Source organism: Nocardia gamkensis NBRC 108242 (genome assembly GCF_001612985.1).
Classification (GTDB): domain Bacteria; phylum Actinomycetota; class Actinomycetes; order Mycobacteriales; family Mycobacteriaceae; genus Nocardia; species Nocardia gamkensis.
In genome coordinates this window covers 37,337-55,109 of record NZ_BDBM01000034.1, presented here as the reverse complement: position 1 = coordinate 55,109, position 17,773 = coordinate 37,337, and the positions used below count along the sequence as shown (strand labels likewise).

Annotated in this window: 16 protein-coding genes; 8 read left to right on the top strand and 8 right to left on the bottom strand. The window is 69.6% G+C overall.

The window, feature by feature from the left end:
* Positions 1-238 precede the first annotated feature (238 nt).
* Positions 239-1,126 carry a LysR family transcriptional regulator gene (locus NG1_RS24965; protein ID WP_040864525.1) on the top strand — a complete coding sequence of 296 codons (888 nt, stop codon included), beginning with the start codon at positions 239-241 and terminating at the stop codon, positions 1,124-1,126.
* Here NG1_RS24965 and NG1_RS24960 read toward each other — a convergent pair.
* Complete coding sequence (locus NG1_RS24960; protein ID WP_062974751.1) at positions 1,116-2,609, bottom strand: amidase family protein; 1,494 nt, start codon at positions 2,607-2,609, stop codon at positions 1,116-1,118. The genes NG1_RS24965 and NG1_RS24960 overlap by 11 nt on opposite strands.
* Positions 2,610-2,855: 246 nt before the next feature.
* Here NG1_RS24960 and NG1_RS24955 point away from each other — a divergent pair, with 246 nt between their 5' ends.
* The 3 genes from NG1_RS24955 to NG1_RS24945 are packed head-to-tail and all read left to right on the top strand — an operon-like array spanning position 2,856 to position 8,979.
* Positions 2,856-5,336, top strand: a complete 2,481-nt coding sequence (locus tag NG1_RS24955) for a serine/threonine-protein kinase (RefSeq protein WP_439956483.1) — start codon at positions 2,856-2,858, stop codon at positions 5,334-5,336.
* Positions 5,333-8,266, top strand: a complete 2,934-nt coding sequence (locus NG1_RS39080) for a protein kinase domain-containing protein (protein ID WP_062974687.1) — start codon at positions 5,333-5,335, stop codon at positions 8,264-8,266. The genes NG1_RS24955 and NG1_RS39080 overlap by 4 nt, the downstream gene beginning before the upstream one ends.
* A complete protein-coding gene (locus NG1_RS24945; RefSeq protein WP_084499171.1) occupies positions 8,263-8,979 on the top strand; it encodes a cyclase family protein in 717 nt (238 codons plus the stop codon). The genes NG1_RS39080 and NG1_RS24945 overlap by 4 nt, the downstream gene beginning before the upstream one ends.
* 3 nt (positions 8,980-8,982) lie before the next feature.
* Here NG1_RS24945 and hpt read toward each other — a convergent pair whose 3' ends face one another.
* The 4 genes from hpt to dacB are packed head-to-tail and all read right to left on the bottom strand — an operon-like array spanning position 8,983 to position 13,294.
* Positions 8,983-9,537 carry a hypoxanthine phosphoribosyltransferase gene (hpt, locus tag NG1_RS24940; RefSeq protein WP_040864524.1) on the bottom strand — a complete coding sequence of 185 codons (555 nt, stop codon included), beginning with the start codon at positions 9,535-9,537 and terminating at the stop codon, positions 8,983-8,985.
* Position 9,538: 1 nt separating this feature from the next.
* The gene (gene tilS / locus NG1_RS24935) at positions 9,539-10,675 is read right to left on the bottom strand and encodes a tRNA lysidine(34) synthetase TilS (protein ID WP_062974685.1); all 1,137 of its coding nucleotides are present in this window, start codon (positions 10,673-10,675) and stop codon (positions 9,539-9,541) included.
* Between the two features lie 56 nt (positions 10,676-10,731).
* The gene (locus NG1_RS24930) at positions 10,732-11,841 is read right to left on the bottom strand and encodes a zinc-dependent metalloprotease (RefSeq protein WP_084499175.1); all 1,110 of its coding nucleotides are present in this window, start codon (positions 11,839-11,841) and stop codon (positions 10,732-10,734) included.
* 13 nt (positions 11,842-11,854) lie between these two features.
* Entirely contained in the window at positions 11,855-13,294 is a 1,440-nt protein-coding gene (gene dacB / locus NG1_RS24925) for a D-alanyl-D-alanine carboxypeptidase/D-alanyl-D-alanine endopeptidase (protein ID WP_062974745.1), read from the bottom strand.
* A gap of 217 nt (positions 13,295-13,511) precedes the next feature.
* On the opposite strand from dacB, the gene NG1_RS24920 reads away from it, so the two are divergent.
* Entirely contained in the window at positions 13,512-14,003 is a 492-nt protein-coding gene (locus NG1_RS24920; RefSeq protein ID WP_040864523.1) for an inorganic diphosphatase, read from the top strand.
* A 123-nt stretch (positions 14,004-14,126) separates the two neighbouring features.
* Here the strand turns inward: NG1_RS24920 and NG1_RS24915 are convergent, their stop codons facing one another.
* Both NG1_RS24915 and NG1_RS24910 read right to left on the bottom strand, forming a co-directional pair.
* Positions 14,127-14,369, bottom strand: coding sequence for a hypothetical protein (locus NG1_RS24915; RefSeq protein ID WP_062974683.1), 243 nt, complete (start codon positions 14,367-14,369; stop codon positions 14,127-14,129).
* 187 nt (positions 14,370-14,556) lie between these two features.
* Entirely contained in the window at positions 14,557-15,378 is an 822-nt protein-coding gene (locus tag NG1_RS24910) for a crotonase/enoyl-CoA hydratase family protein (protein WP_062974681.1), read from the bottom strand.
* A gap of 192 nt (positions 15,379-15,570) precedes the next feature.
* Between NG1_RS24910 and NG1_RS24905 the strand changes: the two genes are divergently transcribed.
* The 3 genes from NG1_RS24905 (at position 15,571) to NG1_RS24895 (ending at position 17,062) form a co-directional block, all read left to right on the top strand.
* Positions 15,571-15,891, top strand: coding sequence for a 2-oxo-4-hydroxy-4-carboxy-5-ureidoimidazoline decarboxylase (locus tag NG1_RS24905; RefSeq protein ID WP_062974679.1), 321 nt, complete (start codon positions 15,571-15,573; stop codon positions 15,889-15,891).
* 54 nt (positions 15,892-15,945) lie between these two features.
* Positions 15,946-16,422 carry a YbaK/EbsC family protein gene (locus tag NG1_RS24900; protein WP_062974677.1) on the top strand — a complete coding sequence of 159 codons (477 nt, stop codon included), beginning with the start codon at positions 15,946-15,948 and terminating at the stop codon, positions 16,420-16,422.
* 88 nt (positions 16,423-16,510) lie between these two features.
* Positions 16,511-17,062 carry a flavin reductase family protein gene (locus NG1_RS24895; protein ID WP_062974675.1) on the top strand — a complete coding sequence of 184 codons (552 nt, stop codon included), beginning with the start codon at positions 16,511-16,513 and terminating at the stop codon, positions 17,060-17,062.
* Between the two features lie 84 nt (positions 17,063-17,146).
* Here NG1_RS24895 and NG1_RS24890 read toward each other — a convergent pair whose 3' ends face one another.
* Positions 17,147-17,746: a Uma2 family endonuclease gene (locus NG1_RS24890; RefSeq protein ID WP_062974673.1), complete on the bottom strand. Its 600-nt coding sequence runs from the start codon at positions 17,744-17,746 to the stop codon at positions 17,147-17,149.
* Between the last annotated feature and the right edge of the window lie 27 nt (positions 17,747-17,773).

Below are 17,773 nucleotides of genomic sequence, written 5' to 3'. Positions count from 1 at the left end.
ACAATCCGCCATTACCCCTCCGGGAAAGACCTCATTCATGCTGGTCAACTGCCCAACTGTGACGACAGGAGGGCAACAGCTGCACGCATGCCGAGAATTCGCCAACCGGTTGATGCGCAACACCATCGCAGGCAATATGCTGTCCCTAACAAACCTGCCGACTGTTTCGGCACCCGTATCCGAACTTTTCGGCCTGATAAGCCTGGAAATTCCGGACTGATTCTGATAGCAAGGGGCTATGGACCCGCATTTGCGCGACCTGCGGTATTTCGTCGCCGTCGCTGAGGAACTGCACTTCACCAACGCCGCTCAGCGGCTGCACATCGCTCAACCCACCCTGTCGCGTCAGATCCGTCAGCTGGAACGTCAGCTCGACGTGGTCCTGTTCGACCGCAACCAGCGCAGTGTCGCACTGACCGTCGCGGGCAAGGAACTGCTCGAAGGCGCCCGCAAGATCCTGGAGCTGTGGGAGGTCACCAACGTCTCGCTCCAGGAGGCGGGCGAGGTGTTGCGCGTCGGCATCCAGTCCGCGCTGGGCCGCGGTCTGCTCAGCGATCTGGAGAGCGCGAGCGGGCATCGCCTCGCACTGCACGCCGCTTCATGGACCGATCCCTCCAGCGGGCTCGCCGGACGCCAGGCCGACCTCGCTCTGGTCTGGCTGCCGCTGCCGGACCAGAGCCGCTATCGCTGGCAGGTGCTGCGCACCGAACCGCGGTGGGTGCTGCTGCCGGAGAACCACCCGCTGGCCGTCTCGGAGACCATCGAGTTCGCCGATCTGCTTGACGAACCGTTCGTCGCGCTGCCCACCGAAGCCGGTGCGGTGCGCGATTTCTGGCTCGGCAACGACGGACGCGCAGGCCGTCCGCCGAAGATCGGCGCCGAGGCCGCGACCGCCGAGGACAAGCTGGAGGCCGTGAGCCTCGGCCTCGGCGTGTGCCTGCTCGCCGAGAACAACGTGCCGATGTACCGCTGGCCGGGGCTGACCGCGCGTCCCGTGTCGGGGCTCGCACCGTGCGAGCTGGCCGTGGCGTGGCGGGCCGACGACAACCGGCCGACCATCCTCGAGTTCGCGGGCCGGGCCGTCGAGGGCGGATTCGCCGCGCAGCAATCGCCGGTCAGCGTCTGAATCGGCCCGCGGTGGTGGCGGGCGCCGTGCGCTGCCACGGATAGTGGGCCTCCAGTTGCGCGGCCAGCCGTAGCAGGGTGGATTCGCTGCCCGGCGGTCCGGCGAGCTGGGCCGCCACCGGCGTACCCGACCGAGGATGCTCACCCATGGGGACGGATGCGGCCGGCCAGCCGACCAGATTCCACAGCGGAGTGAAGGGGGCGAACCGCGCGCCCGCGAGCAGCGTGGCCGGCCGATTGCGGAAGTGCCAGGCCCGCACCGGGGGCGGCGGGGCGGCGAGCGTGGGAGTGATCACCACGTCGTAATGCTCGAAGAACTCCAGTAGTCGCGCCTCGACCCGGTCGATCTGGGCGGGCCGCGCGAGCCGTAACCGATGCACCGTCCGGCCAAGGGCCAGTCGATGCCGGGCTCTCCGGGATAGCTGGTCGGGCTCGGGTAGCGCGGGAGCATCGCGTGCACCGAGGGCCAGCCAGCGTAGGGATGCCGCGAACAGCGCGTTTCCGTACGGTAGCGCGGTCGGTTCGACGAGATGGCCCGCCGCCGCGGCCAGCGAGGCCGCTCTGCGGGCCGCGGCCGTCCAGTGCCGGTCGACGCGCGTCAGGCGAGAAGGTGGATCCACGGCCAGTCCGATCCGTAGTCGGGCGGGTGGATCCACCTCGGCTAGGTCCGGCCGCGCCGCCAGCACCGACAGCGCCAGCGCGGCGTCGTCCACGCTCGTCGCGAGGACACCGCTTTCGACCAGTCCGGACCAGGCGCCCGCACCGGGGACGGTGTACTGCCCGGGCTTGATCCCGAAGACGCCGCAGCACGCGGCCGCGACCCGCACCGCGCCCAAGCCGTCGCACCCGTGCGCCACCGGGACCAGCCCGGCCGCGACGGCGGCGCCTGCCGCGCTTCCCGCGTTGCGTGCGGGGTTCCACGGATTGCGGACGACCGGTTCCGTGCCCGCGCTGGTCACCCATCGGCTCAGCTCGGGCGCCGTCACGTGGCCCACGACCACCGCGCCCGCGGCCCGCAGCCTGGCCACCACCGGATGATCCGCGGCGGCCGCCGGGCCCCACGGCACCGGCTCGCCCGCGATCGGGAGGCCGTGTTCGACCGCGACCGGGACACCGGCCAGCGGTAGTACATCGAGGTCGTCACGCTCCATCAGACCGACCGACTCGGCCATCGCCTGTTCGGCACGGACAACGCTGAACGCGGTGTGTTCGCGGTCCGCCGCCGAGATCCGCGTCCCGGCATCCGCGGCCACCTGGCCGGGGTGCAGCAGGCCGTCTCGCACGCACGCCGCGATCGTCGCGGCCGGACCGCGTTCGAGACCGGCCTCGGCTTCCCGAGCGCTCTGCGGACGTACGCCCGCGGCGGCCCCGAGCGGTCGGATAAGGACCGGTTCGCTGGTCTTCGCATTCGGAATGGTTGTTCGCGGCGCGGCGCGGCGCGCCGATATCGAGCCGTCCGCCACGATTGCGGCCTCGTCAGACATGTGCTGGTCATCCCCCGTCGCGTCGTTGTCGAAATCGGGTGATCCACTGTCGTGCCGCAAGTTATCATTTCGAATACGGCACGGGGGATGATGGTGTGGGGTGTGGCGGAAATTTCCGGCCATCCGACAACGACCGATGCGGATTCCGCGGCGTCCGCCGAGCCACAAGGTCCGAGCATGAGTGCGAACTCTGGAAGAAGTTCCGATCCCGACACAGGTGTTTCCACCCGTCCGAGGGGTGGCGAGTTGTCGCATGCCGAATCCGACGCGGTAGCGGCGTTCTCGGCGGCATGGAAATCGACCCGGCGCCCGCCGACGATCGCCGATTACCTGCCCGACGCCACCACGTTGCGTCGCGAGGCATTGCTCGAGCTGATCCGCGTCGACTTGCGCCATCGCTGGTTGCGTCGCCCGGTGACGGCCACGAGCACCGTGCCGGAACCGGCCACGCGGTTGCGTTTGGCGGATTACTGCGCCGAATTCCCCGAACTCGCGTCCGACGATATTCCGGCCGGTCTGGTGTACGAGGAGTTCGTCATCCGCCGCCAGAGCGGCGAGCGAGTGGATCCGCGCGAATGCCTGCGCGAATATCCGCGGCAGGCCGAGCAACTGCGCGAGTTGTTGAACACCGACGACATCGATCAGAGCACCCGCCGCGCGACTACCGAGGATTCTTCCCGGACCGTGTTGGCGCATACCGGATCGGTCCTCGCCGATACCGCATTGAACCGAACCACCGAGTCTGTTCGTGATTCCGAGGTGACCAGAACGACCGCCGCCGATCTGACGGGCACGGCCACCGCCGCGCCCACGACGATCGGGACCGGGCCGGGCCGCTCCGACCCGCTCGACCGCATCGAGATCGGTCAGCGCATCGATGACTTCGATCTGCTGACCGGTCTGGGCAGCGGCGCGTTCGCCCGGGTCTTCCTGGCCCGGCAGCGCTCGCTGCAACGGCTGGTCGCGGTCAAGATCTCGCTGGACCACGGCACCGAACCGCAGACGCTGGCCCAGCTCGACCACGACTACATCGTGCGGGTCTTCGACCAGCGGCTGCTCGACGACGCCGAGGGCGCCGCACGCAGGCTGCGACTGCTCTACATGCAGTTCCTTCCGGGTGGCACGCTGCTGAGCGTGTTGCGCTGGGTGCGCGCCACCCCGCCCGCCGAGCGCAGCGGCCGGCTCCTGCTGGACGCCGTGGACGCGGCCATGGAGGAGAAAGGCGAGATCCGGCCGACCGACTCCAGTGTGCGCGCCGAGATCGCGAAGCTGAGCTGGCCGGAGACGGTGGCCTGGCTGGGTCGAAGGCTGGCCGAGGCGCTGGACTACGCCTCCACGCACGGCGTGCTGCACCGCGACGTGAAACCGGCCAACGTCCTGCTCACCGCCGAGGGCGTGCCGAAACTGGCCGACTTCAACATCAGCTTCAGCCGCAACGTGGAGGGCACCAGCCCGGTGGCCTACTTCGGCGGCTCACTGGCCTACATGTCGCCGGAACAGCTGGAGGCCTGCCACCCCAGCTTCGGCCGCAGCGCCGCCGACCTGGACACCCGAGCCGACATCTACTCGCTGGGCGTGGTGCTCTGGGAGTTGCTCACCGGCGCGAAGCCGTTCGACGACCGGACGGCGGGCGCGGGCGATCGAGGCGACGACACCACACTGGAGGCCATGCTGGAGCGGCGCAGCGCCGGCGTCGACGAGACCGCGCTGGAGCGGATCCCGGCCGACTGCCCCGCCGCCTTGTGCCGCGTACTGCGGACCTGCCTCGCCCCGGACCGGGCCGACCGCTGGTCCAGTGGCACCATCCTGGCCAGGCAGCTGGAGATGTGCCAGGACGCGCGCGCCCGCGAGCTGGTCGACCCGGCGCCGAACAGCTGGCGGCGCCGGCTGCGCCCGCACATCGTCCCGGTGGCGCTGGCGGCGATGGCGCTGCCCAACGTGCTCGCCTCGCTGTACAACATCCAGCACAATCAACACCTGATCATCAGCCGGATGACCGAGGAAGCCCAGCAGACCTTCCTCATCATCACCGGCGCGGTGAACGCCATCTTCTTCCCGACCGGCATCGCGCTCGTGCTGTACATGGCGAGATACGTGCTGACCGTGCCGCGTGGCCTGCGCAAAGGGCGACGATACGACCCGGAGACCCTGCGGCGCGCCAGACGCGACGCGCTGCTGATGGGCGACCGAGCCGTGGCCGTGGCCTTCTCGCTGTGGGTGCTGGCCGGACCGGTCTTCCTGATCGCACTACAGGTGTCGACCGGAGGGATATCGACGCGCTCCGTGGTGCACTTCTTCTCGTCACTGGTGGTGTGCGGTGCGATGGCGGTCGCGTATCCCTTCTTCCTGCTGACCTTCTACATGGTGCGGTGCGTCTACCCGCTGTTCCTCCGGCACGGCGACATCAGCCCCGAGGACGCGGTGTGGCTGCGCGGCCTGGACCGGCGCTGCAACGGCTACCTCGCGGTGGCCGCCTCGGTGCCGCTGCTCGCGGTCGCCGGGGTGACCTTCCTGCCCCCGTCCGACATCCCGTCGGTCATCTTCGCGGTCCGGCTGCTGTGCGTGGGCGGCATAATCGCGTTCGTGGGGACCTATCTGATCTTCCGTGCGCTGGAAGCGGATCTGCGGGCGCTGGAGCGGGTGGTCGATCCCGAAGCCGCCGTAACGGGATCCTCGGAGGGCAGGTCCGCCCGAGCGAACAAGACCGCCGCGGAGACCGCCGCGTGAGCTTGCCCCGCACCCATGCCGTCGCCCGGTTCTCCGCCGACTGGCAAAGCAGCGTCCATGGCGACCGGTTGCCACCGCAGATCCGCGACTACGTACCCGACGGCACGCAGGTTCGCTTGGCGGTGCTCGTCGACCTGATCCGGGTGGATCTGCGGCGGCGCTGGGAACACGAGGGGCTCGGCAAACGGATCGCGGAGTACCGCGAGGAATTCCCCGAAATGGCGGACAGCCCGGAACTGGTCGATCTGCTGTGCGAAGAATTTCTGGCGCGCCATGAAGTCGGATCGCTGCCGCTGGAGGACTACCTCGCCGAATATCCGGAGTTCGCCGCCGCGATCCGCGAACGTCTCGCCGATTTCGCCGACGACGCGGGGACGAACGCCGAATCGAGCGAAGCCGTCGCCGCGCTGGCCGACCTGGCGCCCGGTCTGCGAATCGACGACTTCGACCTGATCACCGATCTGGGCGCCGGGCTGCTCGGCCGCGTCTTCCTGGCCAGGCAGCGTTCCATGCAGCGGCTGGTCGCCGTCCGGTTCTCGGCGGGCCGGGCGGCCGCGCCACGCACCATGGCCCAGCTCGATCACGCCCACATAGTGCGCGTCTTCGACCAGCGGGTGCTCAGCGCCGACACCGCACGCACGCTGACGGTCGCCGGTGCGCCCGCGAACGGCGGCCACGCCATCGCAGGCACAGCCGACGCGGATGCGCCTCTCGCCGCGCCACGGCCCGCCCGCCCACTCCCGCTCGCGGATTCGGACGCCACGGTCGCAGCCCCACCGGGCCACCCCGGCGACGATGCGCCGGTCGCGCAGCCCGGCGTCCGGCGAGCCGAGGTAGCTCACATCCGACAGTCCCCCACGGACGACGCGATAATCGCCCAACCCAGCGCTCCTCATGCCCGCCGTTCCGATGCGGCGCTCACCCAACTGCCCACCACAGACGACGCGACAATCGCCCAACCCCACACCCAACCAGCCGACGCCACACACAGCCGACGGGCATCCAGCACAGACGACGCGACAATCGCCCAGCCCCACACCCAACCGGCCGACGCGACACACAGCGGACGATCCGCCGCGAACGACGCGACGGTCGCCGCGGCGGCCGATGCGTTCACCGCGCCAGAAGACAGTGACGACACCGCAGTAGCCGGTACTCGCCGCCCACGCCGCGACGGTGCGCCGATCTCCGAGCATGCTGCCGGGCGACCCCCCGGATCCGGTGAGGGCACCGCGGTTCTCGCCGCTCCGGACGCGACGGTGGTCGACCGATCGATCTATCCGGACGCGACCGTCGCGGGCCCGCCGGCCCACACCGGCTCCGCGCCCGCCCGCACGCCGTTCGTATCGGACTCCCCCTCGACCGTCCCCCCGCGCCTGGTCTACATGCAGTACCTCCCGGGCGGCACAGCGGTCGGTCTCCTCGAGCAACGCCGTCGCGGCTCGGTGACCGAGGGCGGCGCACTGCTGCTGCGAGCGCTGGACACCGCGATGGAGGCCAAGGGCGAGATCCGGCCGTCGGATTCCAGCGTTCGTGCCGAGATCGCCCGCTTGACCTGGCCGGAGACCGTGGCGTGGGTGGGCAGGCGGTTGGCCGATGCCCTGGACTACGCCGAGCACCACGGCGTGCTGCACCACGACATCAAGCCGGCGAACGTGCTGTTCACCGCGGAGGGCATCCCGAAGCTGGCCGACTTCGCTCTCGGCGAGGCGGCCCGCGCTTCGGCGCCGCACGGTCCCGGCGCGACCGGCGCACTGGCCTACCGCTCGCCGGAGCAGCTGGCCGCTTACCTCGATCCCGACGCGCCCGCCCCCGGCAACGGCAGCGACGTGTACTCCCTCGGCGTGCTGCTGTGGGAGATGCTCACGGGTGCTATTCCGTTCGACGATCCACCGCTCACCGAGGGCGGACCCGCCACCGAGACGTACGCGGCGATGCTCGCGGTGCGCCGCCGGGGCGTCTCGGCGGAGGCGCTCGCGCGCCTGCCGGAAGACACCCCCGCCGCGCTGCGCCGGGTGCTGCTGGATTGCCTGCACGCCGATCCGGAACGCCGCTGGCGCGGCGGTGCGGAACTCGCGGGCCAGCTCGACCTGTGCCTGGACGCCCGCGCTCGCGACCTGGTCGATCCCCCGCCCGACAGCCTCGCCCACCGAGCCCGCGCATGGCTGCTCCCGGTCGCGGCGCTGTGCGTCGGCGTGCCGAACATGCTGGCCAGCTTCTACAACATCCGGCTGAACCAGAGCCTGATCATCGACCGGATGTCGGCCGCGGACCAGGAGAAGTTCGCGGCGGTGGGATTGATCAACAATCTCGTCGCGTTCCCGGTGGCCGCACTGCTGCTGCTGTTCATGACCCGGCGGCCGCTCACCATCGCGTACCGCCTCGGCCGCGGCTCCGGGTATTCCGCGCGCACGCTCGCGAAAGCGCGCCGCGACACCTTGCTGATGGGCGACTGGGCGGTGTGGATACCCTTCGGCTTCTGGCTGGTGGCGGGCATCATCTGGCCGCTGGGACTGGCCTCCTCCGGCGTCGCGCTGCCGCGCGGCACCTTCCTGCATTTCTTCGCGGCGCAAGTGGTGTGCGCGGCGATCGCGCTGGCCTATCCGTTCTTTCCGATCATGGTCTACGCGGTGCGCTCGATCTATCCACAACTTCTGGTGCGCGGCGGTATCGGTCGCGACGACGAACGTCAGCTGCGCGCGCTGGCCAGGCGCGGCAATCTCTATCTCGGTGTGGCGGCGTCGGTTCCGCTGCTGGGCGTGGCGAGCGCGACCTTCGTCGAGGCCACCGACCTGGAGCTGGTGATCGTTCCGGTGCGCGTGCTGAGCGTGGGTGGCATCCTGGCATTCGTGCTGACCTATCGACTCTTCCGGCTCCTCGAAGCGGATCTGCTCGCGCTGGCCAGGGCGATCCCGCAGCGTCCGCGATGACCACACCGCGCCCGCTCGGGCGACTGCTGAGCCTCTCGCACGTCCACGATCCGGTCACCACCCCGCTGTACCCGGGCGATCCGGAATTCCGCGCCGACGTGGTGGCCACGATCGCGGACGACGGCTACCACCTGCGCTATATCCAGCAGGGCGAACACACCGGAACCCATTGGGGCGCACCGGTTCATTTCCGTGCCGACGGGCTGGCCGCGCACGAACTGGAATTGGACGATCTGCTGTTGCCCGCGGTGCGGATCGATGTCCGGCAACGCTGCGCGAACGATCGCGACTACGCGATCACGGTCGACGATCTGACGCGGTGGGAAGCCGAACACGGCCGGATTCCGGACGGCGCGGCGATAATCGCCTGGACCGGCTGGGACGCCAAGTGGGGTACGCCGGAATTCGTCGGCACGGGTGAATCCGCCGGTCGGCAACCAGGTTTCGCGGTGGAGACGGTGGAATGGCTGCTGCGCGGGGGCAGGCTCGGCCGCCGTGGCGCGCTCGGCATCGACACGTTCGGCCCCGACGTGGGCGCCGACGAGACGTACGCGGTGTCCAAGCTGCTCTACGGCGAGCACCGGATCAGCTTGGAATGCTTGGCGAACCTGGCCGCGCTGCCCGCGACCGGGGCGTGGGTGCTGGTCGGCGGACCGCTTTACCGCGGCGGTTCCGGTTCCCCGGCAACGATCTTCGGCATCCTGCCCGGCTGAGTCTCAGCCGCCGTAGACCTTCGGGTCCAAGGTGCCGATGTAGGGCAGGTCGCGGTAGCGCTCCGCGTAATCGAGGCCGTAGCCGACGACGAACTCGTTCGGGATGTCGAAGCCGACGTGCGCGACCTCGACGGGCGTGCGTAGCGCGTCGGGCTTGCGCAGCAGGGTGACCACCTCGAGCGACGCCGGATTGCGGGTGGACAGGTTGCGCTTGAGCCAGGACAGCGTGAGCCCGGAGTCGATGATGTCCTCGACGATCAGGACGTTGCGGCCCGCGATGTCCTTGTCCAGGTCCTTCATGATGCGCACCACGCCGGAGGACGACGTCGACGACCCGTAGGACGAGACGGCCATGAACTCCATCTGGGTCGGGATAGGCAGGGCCTTGGCCAGGTCGGTCATGAAGAAGATGGCGCCCTTGAGCACACCCACCAGCAGCAGATCGCCCTCGGGAGCATCGGGCGGATACCGCTTGGCGATGAGTTCGGCCAGCTCCTGGGTCTTGGCGGCGATCTGTTCCTCGGTGATCAGCACCGACGCGATGTCGTCCCCGTACACGTCAGCCGGATTCCCTTCCGTGGTGGTGAGCCCGTTGGTCCGGTTGGGTCTGCTTCATCGGTCCGATGCCATCCTCGCCCAGCCGCAGTGTCAGCCTGCCATGTTCACGCCCGGCGACCAACCTGCAATCCGGCCGTCCTCCGCCGACCGCCACGCCGCCCTGTCCGCGCCAAGCCGTAACCAGCTCGTCGACTGCCTGTAAATGCTTGGTGGTCAGGGCTTTCGCTCCGTTGTCGAGCAGCCATGCCCGAATTGCCCGTTTACGGAGGGCGGCGGGCGCAGTGGCGAGGGTCTCGATCACCAGCGCCCGCCCATCACTCGCGGTGTGCCGCAGCTCGGCGGCGAGCGCGTCCAGGACGGCGCCGTCCTCCCGCAACTGCTCGGCCGTGCGTGCCAGCGCGGGGGCCACCCCGCCGCCGAGAATCCGCTCCAGCAGCGGCAACGCCTCGGTGCGCAGCCTCACCCTGGTGAACTCCGGCGCCGCGTTGTGCGGATCGTCGTGCGGCGTCACGCCCAGGTCGGCGCACATCTGCCGGGTGGTCTCCCGGCGCACGCCGAGCAACGGCCGCCCCCACGGCTCGGCGCAGGCGGCCATCCCTTGGATCGAGCGGCCACCCGAGCCTCGCGCGAGCCCGAGCAGCACCGTTTCGGCCTGGTCGTCGAGGGTGTGCCCGAGCAGCACCGGCAGGTCCGCGCGCGCCGAGTCCAGCGCGGCATAGCGGGCCCTGCGGGCGGCGGCTTCCACACCGCCCTCGGTGCCGACCTCGACCGTGAGCACGCGGGCGGACCGGCAGCCCATGGCCAGGGCTTGTGCGGCCGCGGTGGCGGCGACGGTCCCGGAACCGGGCTGTAAGCGATGATCGACCACCAGAGCGTCGACCGTGTTCGTCTCGACCACCACCGCCGCCGTGAGTGCCAGCGAATCCGCGCCACCGGACAAGGCGACCGCGACTGCCTGTTCTTCGGTCTCGCGCGGCCCGTAAACGCTCAGCCAGTCGCGGACCGCCCTGCGGACGGCGAGCACGGCCGCGGTCTCGGGCAGCCGCCGGGGGGTGCCCGCAGCGGCCGCTCGCCCAGGACCGGATGACCCGGTCTCCGACCCGAAGCGCCCGGGTGTCGTTCCTGGCGCACGCCCCATGGGCGCAGCCTACCGGCCGACCGCGACCGGCGATCCATCGCAGTGGCCCTGCCCGCTCAGGCCAGCACGCGCTCGATCCAGCGCTGCGGATGCTCGATCTCGTCGGTGCGCGGCAGCGTCTCGGCATCGGTCCACACCGTGTTGAATCGCGTCATCCCGACGGTGCCGACCACCTCGTCGACGAACTTCTTGCCGCGCACGTACTGGGCGACCTTCGCGTCCACGCCGAGCAGGGCGCGCAGGAGGCGTTGCACCGGGTTGGTCGGACGCCTGCGCCGCTGGTCGAACGCGGTGCGGATCTGCTCGACCGACGGGACCACCGCCGGGCCGACCGCGTCCATGACGTGGTCGGCGTGCCCTTCCAGCAGGGTGCCGAGCATGAGCAGCCGGTCCAGCGCCGCGCGCTGCGGCGGCGCCTGGGTGGCGCGCAGCAGGCCGACCACACCGCGCGCGGCCGGGTCGTCGGAGGCGGCCCCGCGACGACGGTCGCGCACCTCGTCCACCAGCCGCGACAGCATCTCGCTCACCGGCTCTTCGGCGACCTCGCCGAGAACCTCGACGTTGGCGCGCATGTAGTCACCGAGCCAGGGCGCGGAGGAGAACTGCACCCGGTGGGTGACCTCGTGGAGGCAGACCCAGAGCCGGAAGTCGCTCGGCGACACCCCGAGGGCCCGCTCGACGGCCACGATGTTCGGCGCGACCAGCAGCAAGGTGCCGTCGGACCCCGTGAACGGGTCGTATTGACCGAGAATCGCCGTGGACAGGAAAGCGAGCATCGCGCCCGCCTGCACACCGGCGGGTTTGCCCACGAGAAGTCTGCGGTCCGGCCCCGCCGCACCGGTCCCGGTGAGCTGGGCCATCGAGTCGGCGGCGGCCGTGATCCACCCCGGCCGGTCGACGATCCTGGCCGAAGGGACCGGCCGGTCGTCCAGCAAGCCGCTGACCTCACGTACCGGCGCCTCCGCCCGCACCGAGGAATCGGCGAGTTCGGCGACCACCTGTTCGGCGGAGTAGCGCGACGTGCGCGGACCCGCCGGAACCAGAGCGGAGCCGGTTTTCGCGGCCAAGCGCCAATCGACCGCGCCGGACAGACCCGAGCGGCCCTTTCGCCGCTCGACCCCATCGGCGGAGCCGAATTCAGCTGCCTCGGAACCTTGCTGGGTCATGATCAACCACCCGTCAGGAGCATCCACAATTTCGCAGCGTGCCTGCGATCGCGTCCAACGCGGGCCTGCTCACCTCCGGCGGTCGATCGTTCGACATCAAAGCGAAGGTCAGCACCCGCCCATCGGCGTCCAGCACATACCCGACCAACGCGCTGGACACCGACAGAGTTCCGGTCTTGGCCCGCACCCAGCCCGCGCCCTGACGGTCCCGGGCGACGTAACGGCTGGTCAGTGAGCCCGTGGCACCCGCGACCGGCAGATCGTCGAGCATCGGCGCCAAGGTGGCCGCGACCCGGTCGTTCTCCGGCTGGGCCTTGGTACCGGCCGGTTTCACCGCCGTGGCGCCGGTGGGCTCGGCCGCGCTCGCCACGACCCGGTCGAGCAAACGCGCGGGAATCCGGTCGTCCACCGAAAGCCCGCTGCTGTCGTGCATATCCAGGCCGGACAGATCGAAACCGGCCTTGCTCAGCGCCGCGCGCACCGCGGTGGCCCCGCCGGTGAACGACGCCTCGCCGCCGGTGGCCGTGGAGATCTCCCGTCCGATCGTCTCGGCGAGCACGTTGTCGGAGTGGACCATCATGTCGCGCAACCGGTCGCGCAGCGGCGCCGAGCGCACGGAGGCGATCTCGGCCGCACCGGCGGGCGCGGCGCCCACGCGTACCTTGGCCGGGTCCAACCCCAGATCGGTGGCCAAGCGCCGCCCGGCGTCGAGAGCGGGCGTCGCGGTGCGCGGCGAGTACTCCACGAGCGGTTGCAGGCGGCCGCCGTCGATCATCACCGGCTCGATCGGGGCGATGGAGCCCTCGGGGATGTCCACCGGGTCCCAGCCCTGCGCCATGGTGGGGCCGGTGTAGGCGGAGATGTCGACGACGATCGTGTCCACCGCGCGCCCGGCCGACTTGATCTGGGTGACCAGGTCGGACAGCCGCGGCCCGTTCGGGTAGTACCCCTTGCCGTCCGGTTGCGCGGTAAGAGTCGGGTCGCCGCCGCCGACCAGTACCAGTTCGTTCGGCGCGGCACCCGCGACGACCTTCGTGATCACCCGGTGCTCGCCGGGCAGCGTGAGCAGGGCCGCCGCGCTGGTGAGGATCTTCGCGGTGGACGACGGGATCATCGGCCGGTTCGCGTCGCCGCTCCACAGCACGATCCCGCTGTCGGCGTCGGTCACCTGGCCCGCGAACGCGCCGAGGTCCGGATTGGCGATCACCGGGGCGAGCGCGGCGGCGATTCCCGCCGGGCTCGGTGCGGAATGGGTGGACCGGGCGGGACCGACCTGCGGAGACGGCTCGACCGGAGCGGGCGGGTCGGCGATGGTGAGGCCACCGTGCCGGAACTCGTCGGTCCACGGCCGCACCGCGAGCAGTGCCACGGCGGCGACGACGATCAGGACGACCACCGCGCTCGAGATCCAGATCCACCTGTTGCGGCGCCGCCGGGCGGCCAGCCCACCGATGTTCTCGTTGCCACCAAACACGTCGCCGCCGCTCTCCTGACCGATTCCCGCAGCAGCCGCCTGCCGCACCCATATCCGCGACGCCCACACTATCCTCGTTGCGCAACCGTTCCCCTGAACAACCTGGCGAGTCGGCGCACTCCGCAGCGGCCGAGTCGGCAGTCGCCGAAAAGCAGCCGAGTCGCCGAGCTCGGCACCGATGCACGAAGGAGATGGCGTGGAGTTCGACGTCACTATCGAGATCCCCAAGGGTTCCCGGAACAAGTACGAAGTCGATCACGAGACCGGCCGGGTCCGGCTCGACCGGTTCCTGTACACGTCCATGGTCTATCCCGCCGACTACGGCTACATCGAGAACACCCTCGGCGAGGACGGTGACCCGCTGGACGCGCTGGTCCTGCTGCCCGATTCGGTGTTCCCCGGCGTGATCGTGGAAGCCCGTCCGGTCGCTATGTACAAGATGACCGACGAGGCGGGCGGCGACGACAAGATCCTGTGCGTGCCCGCGGGCGACCCGCGCTGGGACCACATCCAGGATCTGAAGGATGTTCCGGAGTTCGAGCTGGCCGCGATCAAGCACTTCTTCGAGCGCTACAAGGACCTGGAGCCCGGCAAGTTCGTCAAGGGCTCGGAGTGGGTCGGACGGGCCGAGGCCGAGGCCGAGGTGGAGGCGTCCATCCAGCGCCTGAAAGACCAGGGCGGGCACTGAAAGCCCTCGGGCACAACGAAAGCGGGGAGTCCGGTGCACGGACTCCCCGCTTTCGTTTTTCCGGGCGCGAAAGATGAAAAGGGGCACCCGGAAACCGGATGCCCCTTCTCGGCGTCAGGTGGCTCAGTAGTAGATGTACAGGTCGTAGCCGTCCCAGGTCTCGATGCACTCCCAGTAGTAGCCGCCGGTGCTGGGCGACTCGCCGTCGGCCCGGCAGGCGTTCAGCGTGGCGTAGGTACCGACGTAGGTGCCGCCGTAGGCGACCTCCTGGTAAACCGGCGCGGCCGAGGCCGAAGCAGCCGTCGACACCCCGGCGACGGCGGCGGTGGCCAGCAGACCAGCGGCGAGGAAGGACTTGATACGCATTGTTCTTGCTCCTGAATGCGAGGCGAAATTTCCGACATCCCAAACGATATGGACGATCGGCGCCTCGCACAGCCACCCCTAGGGTGAGGGCAAGGCAACCCTGAGGCGAATCACCTTGCCCACCCTCGATACCCACCCTTGGGGGCTCGGCACGGCGCACTCGCGGAGTACTGGCGCGCCGCGGGTGTCACTGACCGCGGAATTCGGGCGCGCGTTTCTCGAAGACGGCCTTGATCGCCTCGGTGAGGTCCTCCGACGGCAGGAACGCGGCGTTCCACGCGGAGACGTAGCGCAGGCCCGCCGCGATCTCGTCCTTGCGCCGCTGATCGAGCACGTCCTTGACGCCCTGCACCACCAGCGGCGGGTTCGCGGCGATCTCGCGCGCGGTGGCGTGCGCCGCGTCCAGCGCCGCATCCTGGTCCGCGAAGACGTCGTTGACCAAGCCGATCTTCTCCGCGCGCGCGGCGTCGATGTCCTTGGCGGTGTAGGCCAGCTCCCGCAGGTGCCCCTCGCCGATGATGCCGGGCAGACGGTGCAGCGAGCCGATGTCGGCGACGATCGCGACCTTCGCCTCACGCAAGCTGAACTTGGCGTCGGCGCTGGCATAGCGGATGTCGACGGCCGCGATCAGGTCGAGCCCGCCGCCGATGCACCAGCCGGACACCGCGGCGATCACCGGCTTGCGGCAGTCCGCCACCGCCGTGACCGAGGCCTGCATCTTGCGCAACTCGGTGAGGAAGTCGGTGCGCGGCGCGGCCAGGGCGCGATCTGCCATGAGCGGACCGAACGTGCCGCTCATCGCGGGCAGGTCCAGACCGTAGGAGAAGTGCTTGCCCGAGCCGGTCAGCACGATCGCGCGCACCTCGGGGTCGGCGTCGAGCGCCTGGAAGACCTCCGGCAACTCGCGCCAGAAGTCGGGACCCATCGCGTTGCCCTTGCCGGGCCCGATCAACGTCACCTGCGCGACGTGATCCTTGGTTTCGACGGTGAAAGCCTGCCAATCAGTCATTTGTACAGCGTATCGAGACCACGCCGGGCGGGTATCCCGGCCCGCGCGAGCTCGGTGTGCGAGGATTCGCCGCGAAACCCCGCAACGTGTAAATCCTGTGCAAATTGCGCGGCGGCGCACTGGTTCCCGGTTCGGGATTCAGCGGATCATGGTCGAGTCAGCAAACCTCATTCGCCGGTTTCGGAGGACACCATGCTGATGCATCGGGGAATCGGCCTCGACCGGTTCAACGGTCTGCCGCGCGGTCGCGCGATTCACGCCCTCTACGAGTGCTGCTGCAACGTGACGTGGGCCGCGACGCTGGCCGACGCTCGCCCCTATCCCGATCGGGACGCGCTGCTGAGCAAGGCCGATGTCGAACTGCTCGCGCTATCCCAGCGGGACGTCGATCGCGCCTTCGAAGGGGTTGCGCACGAACCGGTCTCGTCGCACTGCCTGGCCGAACTGGCCCGGGTCACCCGCGAGCGAATCGCCGGGATGCTCGGGCCCGCCGAAGGATACCCGGAATACTGAACCGGCGGCGCGACTTGCCCGGCGTACCGACGGCAATCGCTCTACCCTGGTGAGATGCGCAGGTCGTCATTGCCACCGGTCGCCTGCCGGGTCGCGGACACCCTCATCTCCCGGGGCCATCACGGTCTCATCGTCGCCCAGCAGGAGCCGACCCACACCGCCGCCGACGCCGCACGGGCGCTCGGCGTAGACGTGGGGGCGATCACGAAATCACTGGTGTTCCTGCTCGACGACGACCCGGTGCTGCTGTTGGTCTCGGGAGCGCACCAAGTCGATCTGGCGAAGACCGGGGCGCGCCTGGACGGGACGCTCAGCCGCGCCCCCGCCGAGATGGTGCGGGAGGTGACCGGTCAGCCCATCGGCGGCGTCGCACCGGTCGGTCACCCGACCAACCTGCCCACCTGGGTGGACAGCGCGCTGGGCCGCCATCGGGAGCTGTGGGCAGCGGGCGGGCATCCGAACACCATCTTCCGCACGTCGTTCCCGGAATTGCTGCGGATCACCGCGGGTCTTCCGATCGATGTCGACTGACTCGACGCCCTCGCGGCGAGCCCGGCGCCCGCACGAGTGCGATCAATGCCACCCGCACCTACGGGGCGTCCGGGCGTAGTTTCGTGAGGTGACCGACGCACCACGGCCCGAGACGGAACTACAGATCCCCGATGATCTGAGCGGCATCACCGCGGAGCAGTATCGCGCCTCCATGCGCCACTATCCGGCCGGAGTCACCGTCGTCACGCTGACTTCGCCGCAGGGGCCGGTCGGCTTCACCGCGACCTCTTTCGCCTCGCTGTCACTGGACCCGCCGCTTGTGTCGTTCAATATCGCGCACACCTCCTCCAGCCTGTCCGCCATGCTGGACGCCGAGTCAGTCGTCATCCACTTCCTCGGCGAACACCAGCAGCACCTGGCCCACCGGTTCTCCCGGACCGCGGAGGAGCGCTTCACCGACCGCGCCCTGTGGACCACCTTGGACACCGGCGAACCGGTCCTGCACGGCACCCCCATCTGGTTGCGCGCCACGGTGCACCAACTGATCCCCATCGGCGACCACACCTTCGTTGTCGGCTTGGTCACCCGGGTCCACGACAACACCGACGAGAAACCCGCCGCCGCGCCACTGCTGTACTACAACGGGCGCTACTACCGACCGATCGCCCTGAGCGACTGACCCAGCGCTCGACTACGCCACCCGCGGCCGCACCCGCACGACCGGCTCCGCGGCGCGCGCCGGCCAATCCAGCTCGAGAAACAGTCAGGCACCGTCCAGCACGGCGAGGTCCACGTCGACCGGGAACGGATCACTGAGCCGCAGCACATCCTGATGGGTTTCCGCCAGCCGATAATTGCGGCTCGCCCAGTCCAGACGGTATTCCTGGATGATCTTCACCTTGCGATCCGCGGCCAGATGCACGATCAGGTAGATCGGGATTCCTTCGTTCGCGTACTCCGCGCATTTATCCACAGTGTCGGTGTATTCGGATCCCGGGGAGACCACCTCGACCACCAGCAGCACGTCCGCCGTCGTCAATTTCCGATCACCGTCGATGCACCGATGCAACGCCACCTCCGGACGCCGAAACGAGAATTCTGGACTCGCCGGACGACTCCGCACGTAATGCATCTCGAAGTGGGTCACCACGCCGGTGCACGGCTCGTCCGGGCTCCCCCGTTCCAACGCGTTGGCCAGTCGCCTGGCCACGTTGTTGTGCTCGAAGGTGCCGCTCCGGCAGACGATCACGTGGCCGTCGACCACCTCGATCTGACGTTGGACGTCTTCCGGGAGTGCCGCGTAACCCTCCTCCGTGATGAGAAGGGCGGCCGGATCGGTGGCCCAAACGGGCAGGGTGCTCACGAGACCGCCTCGAACTCGGGTTACCGG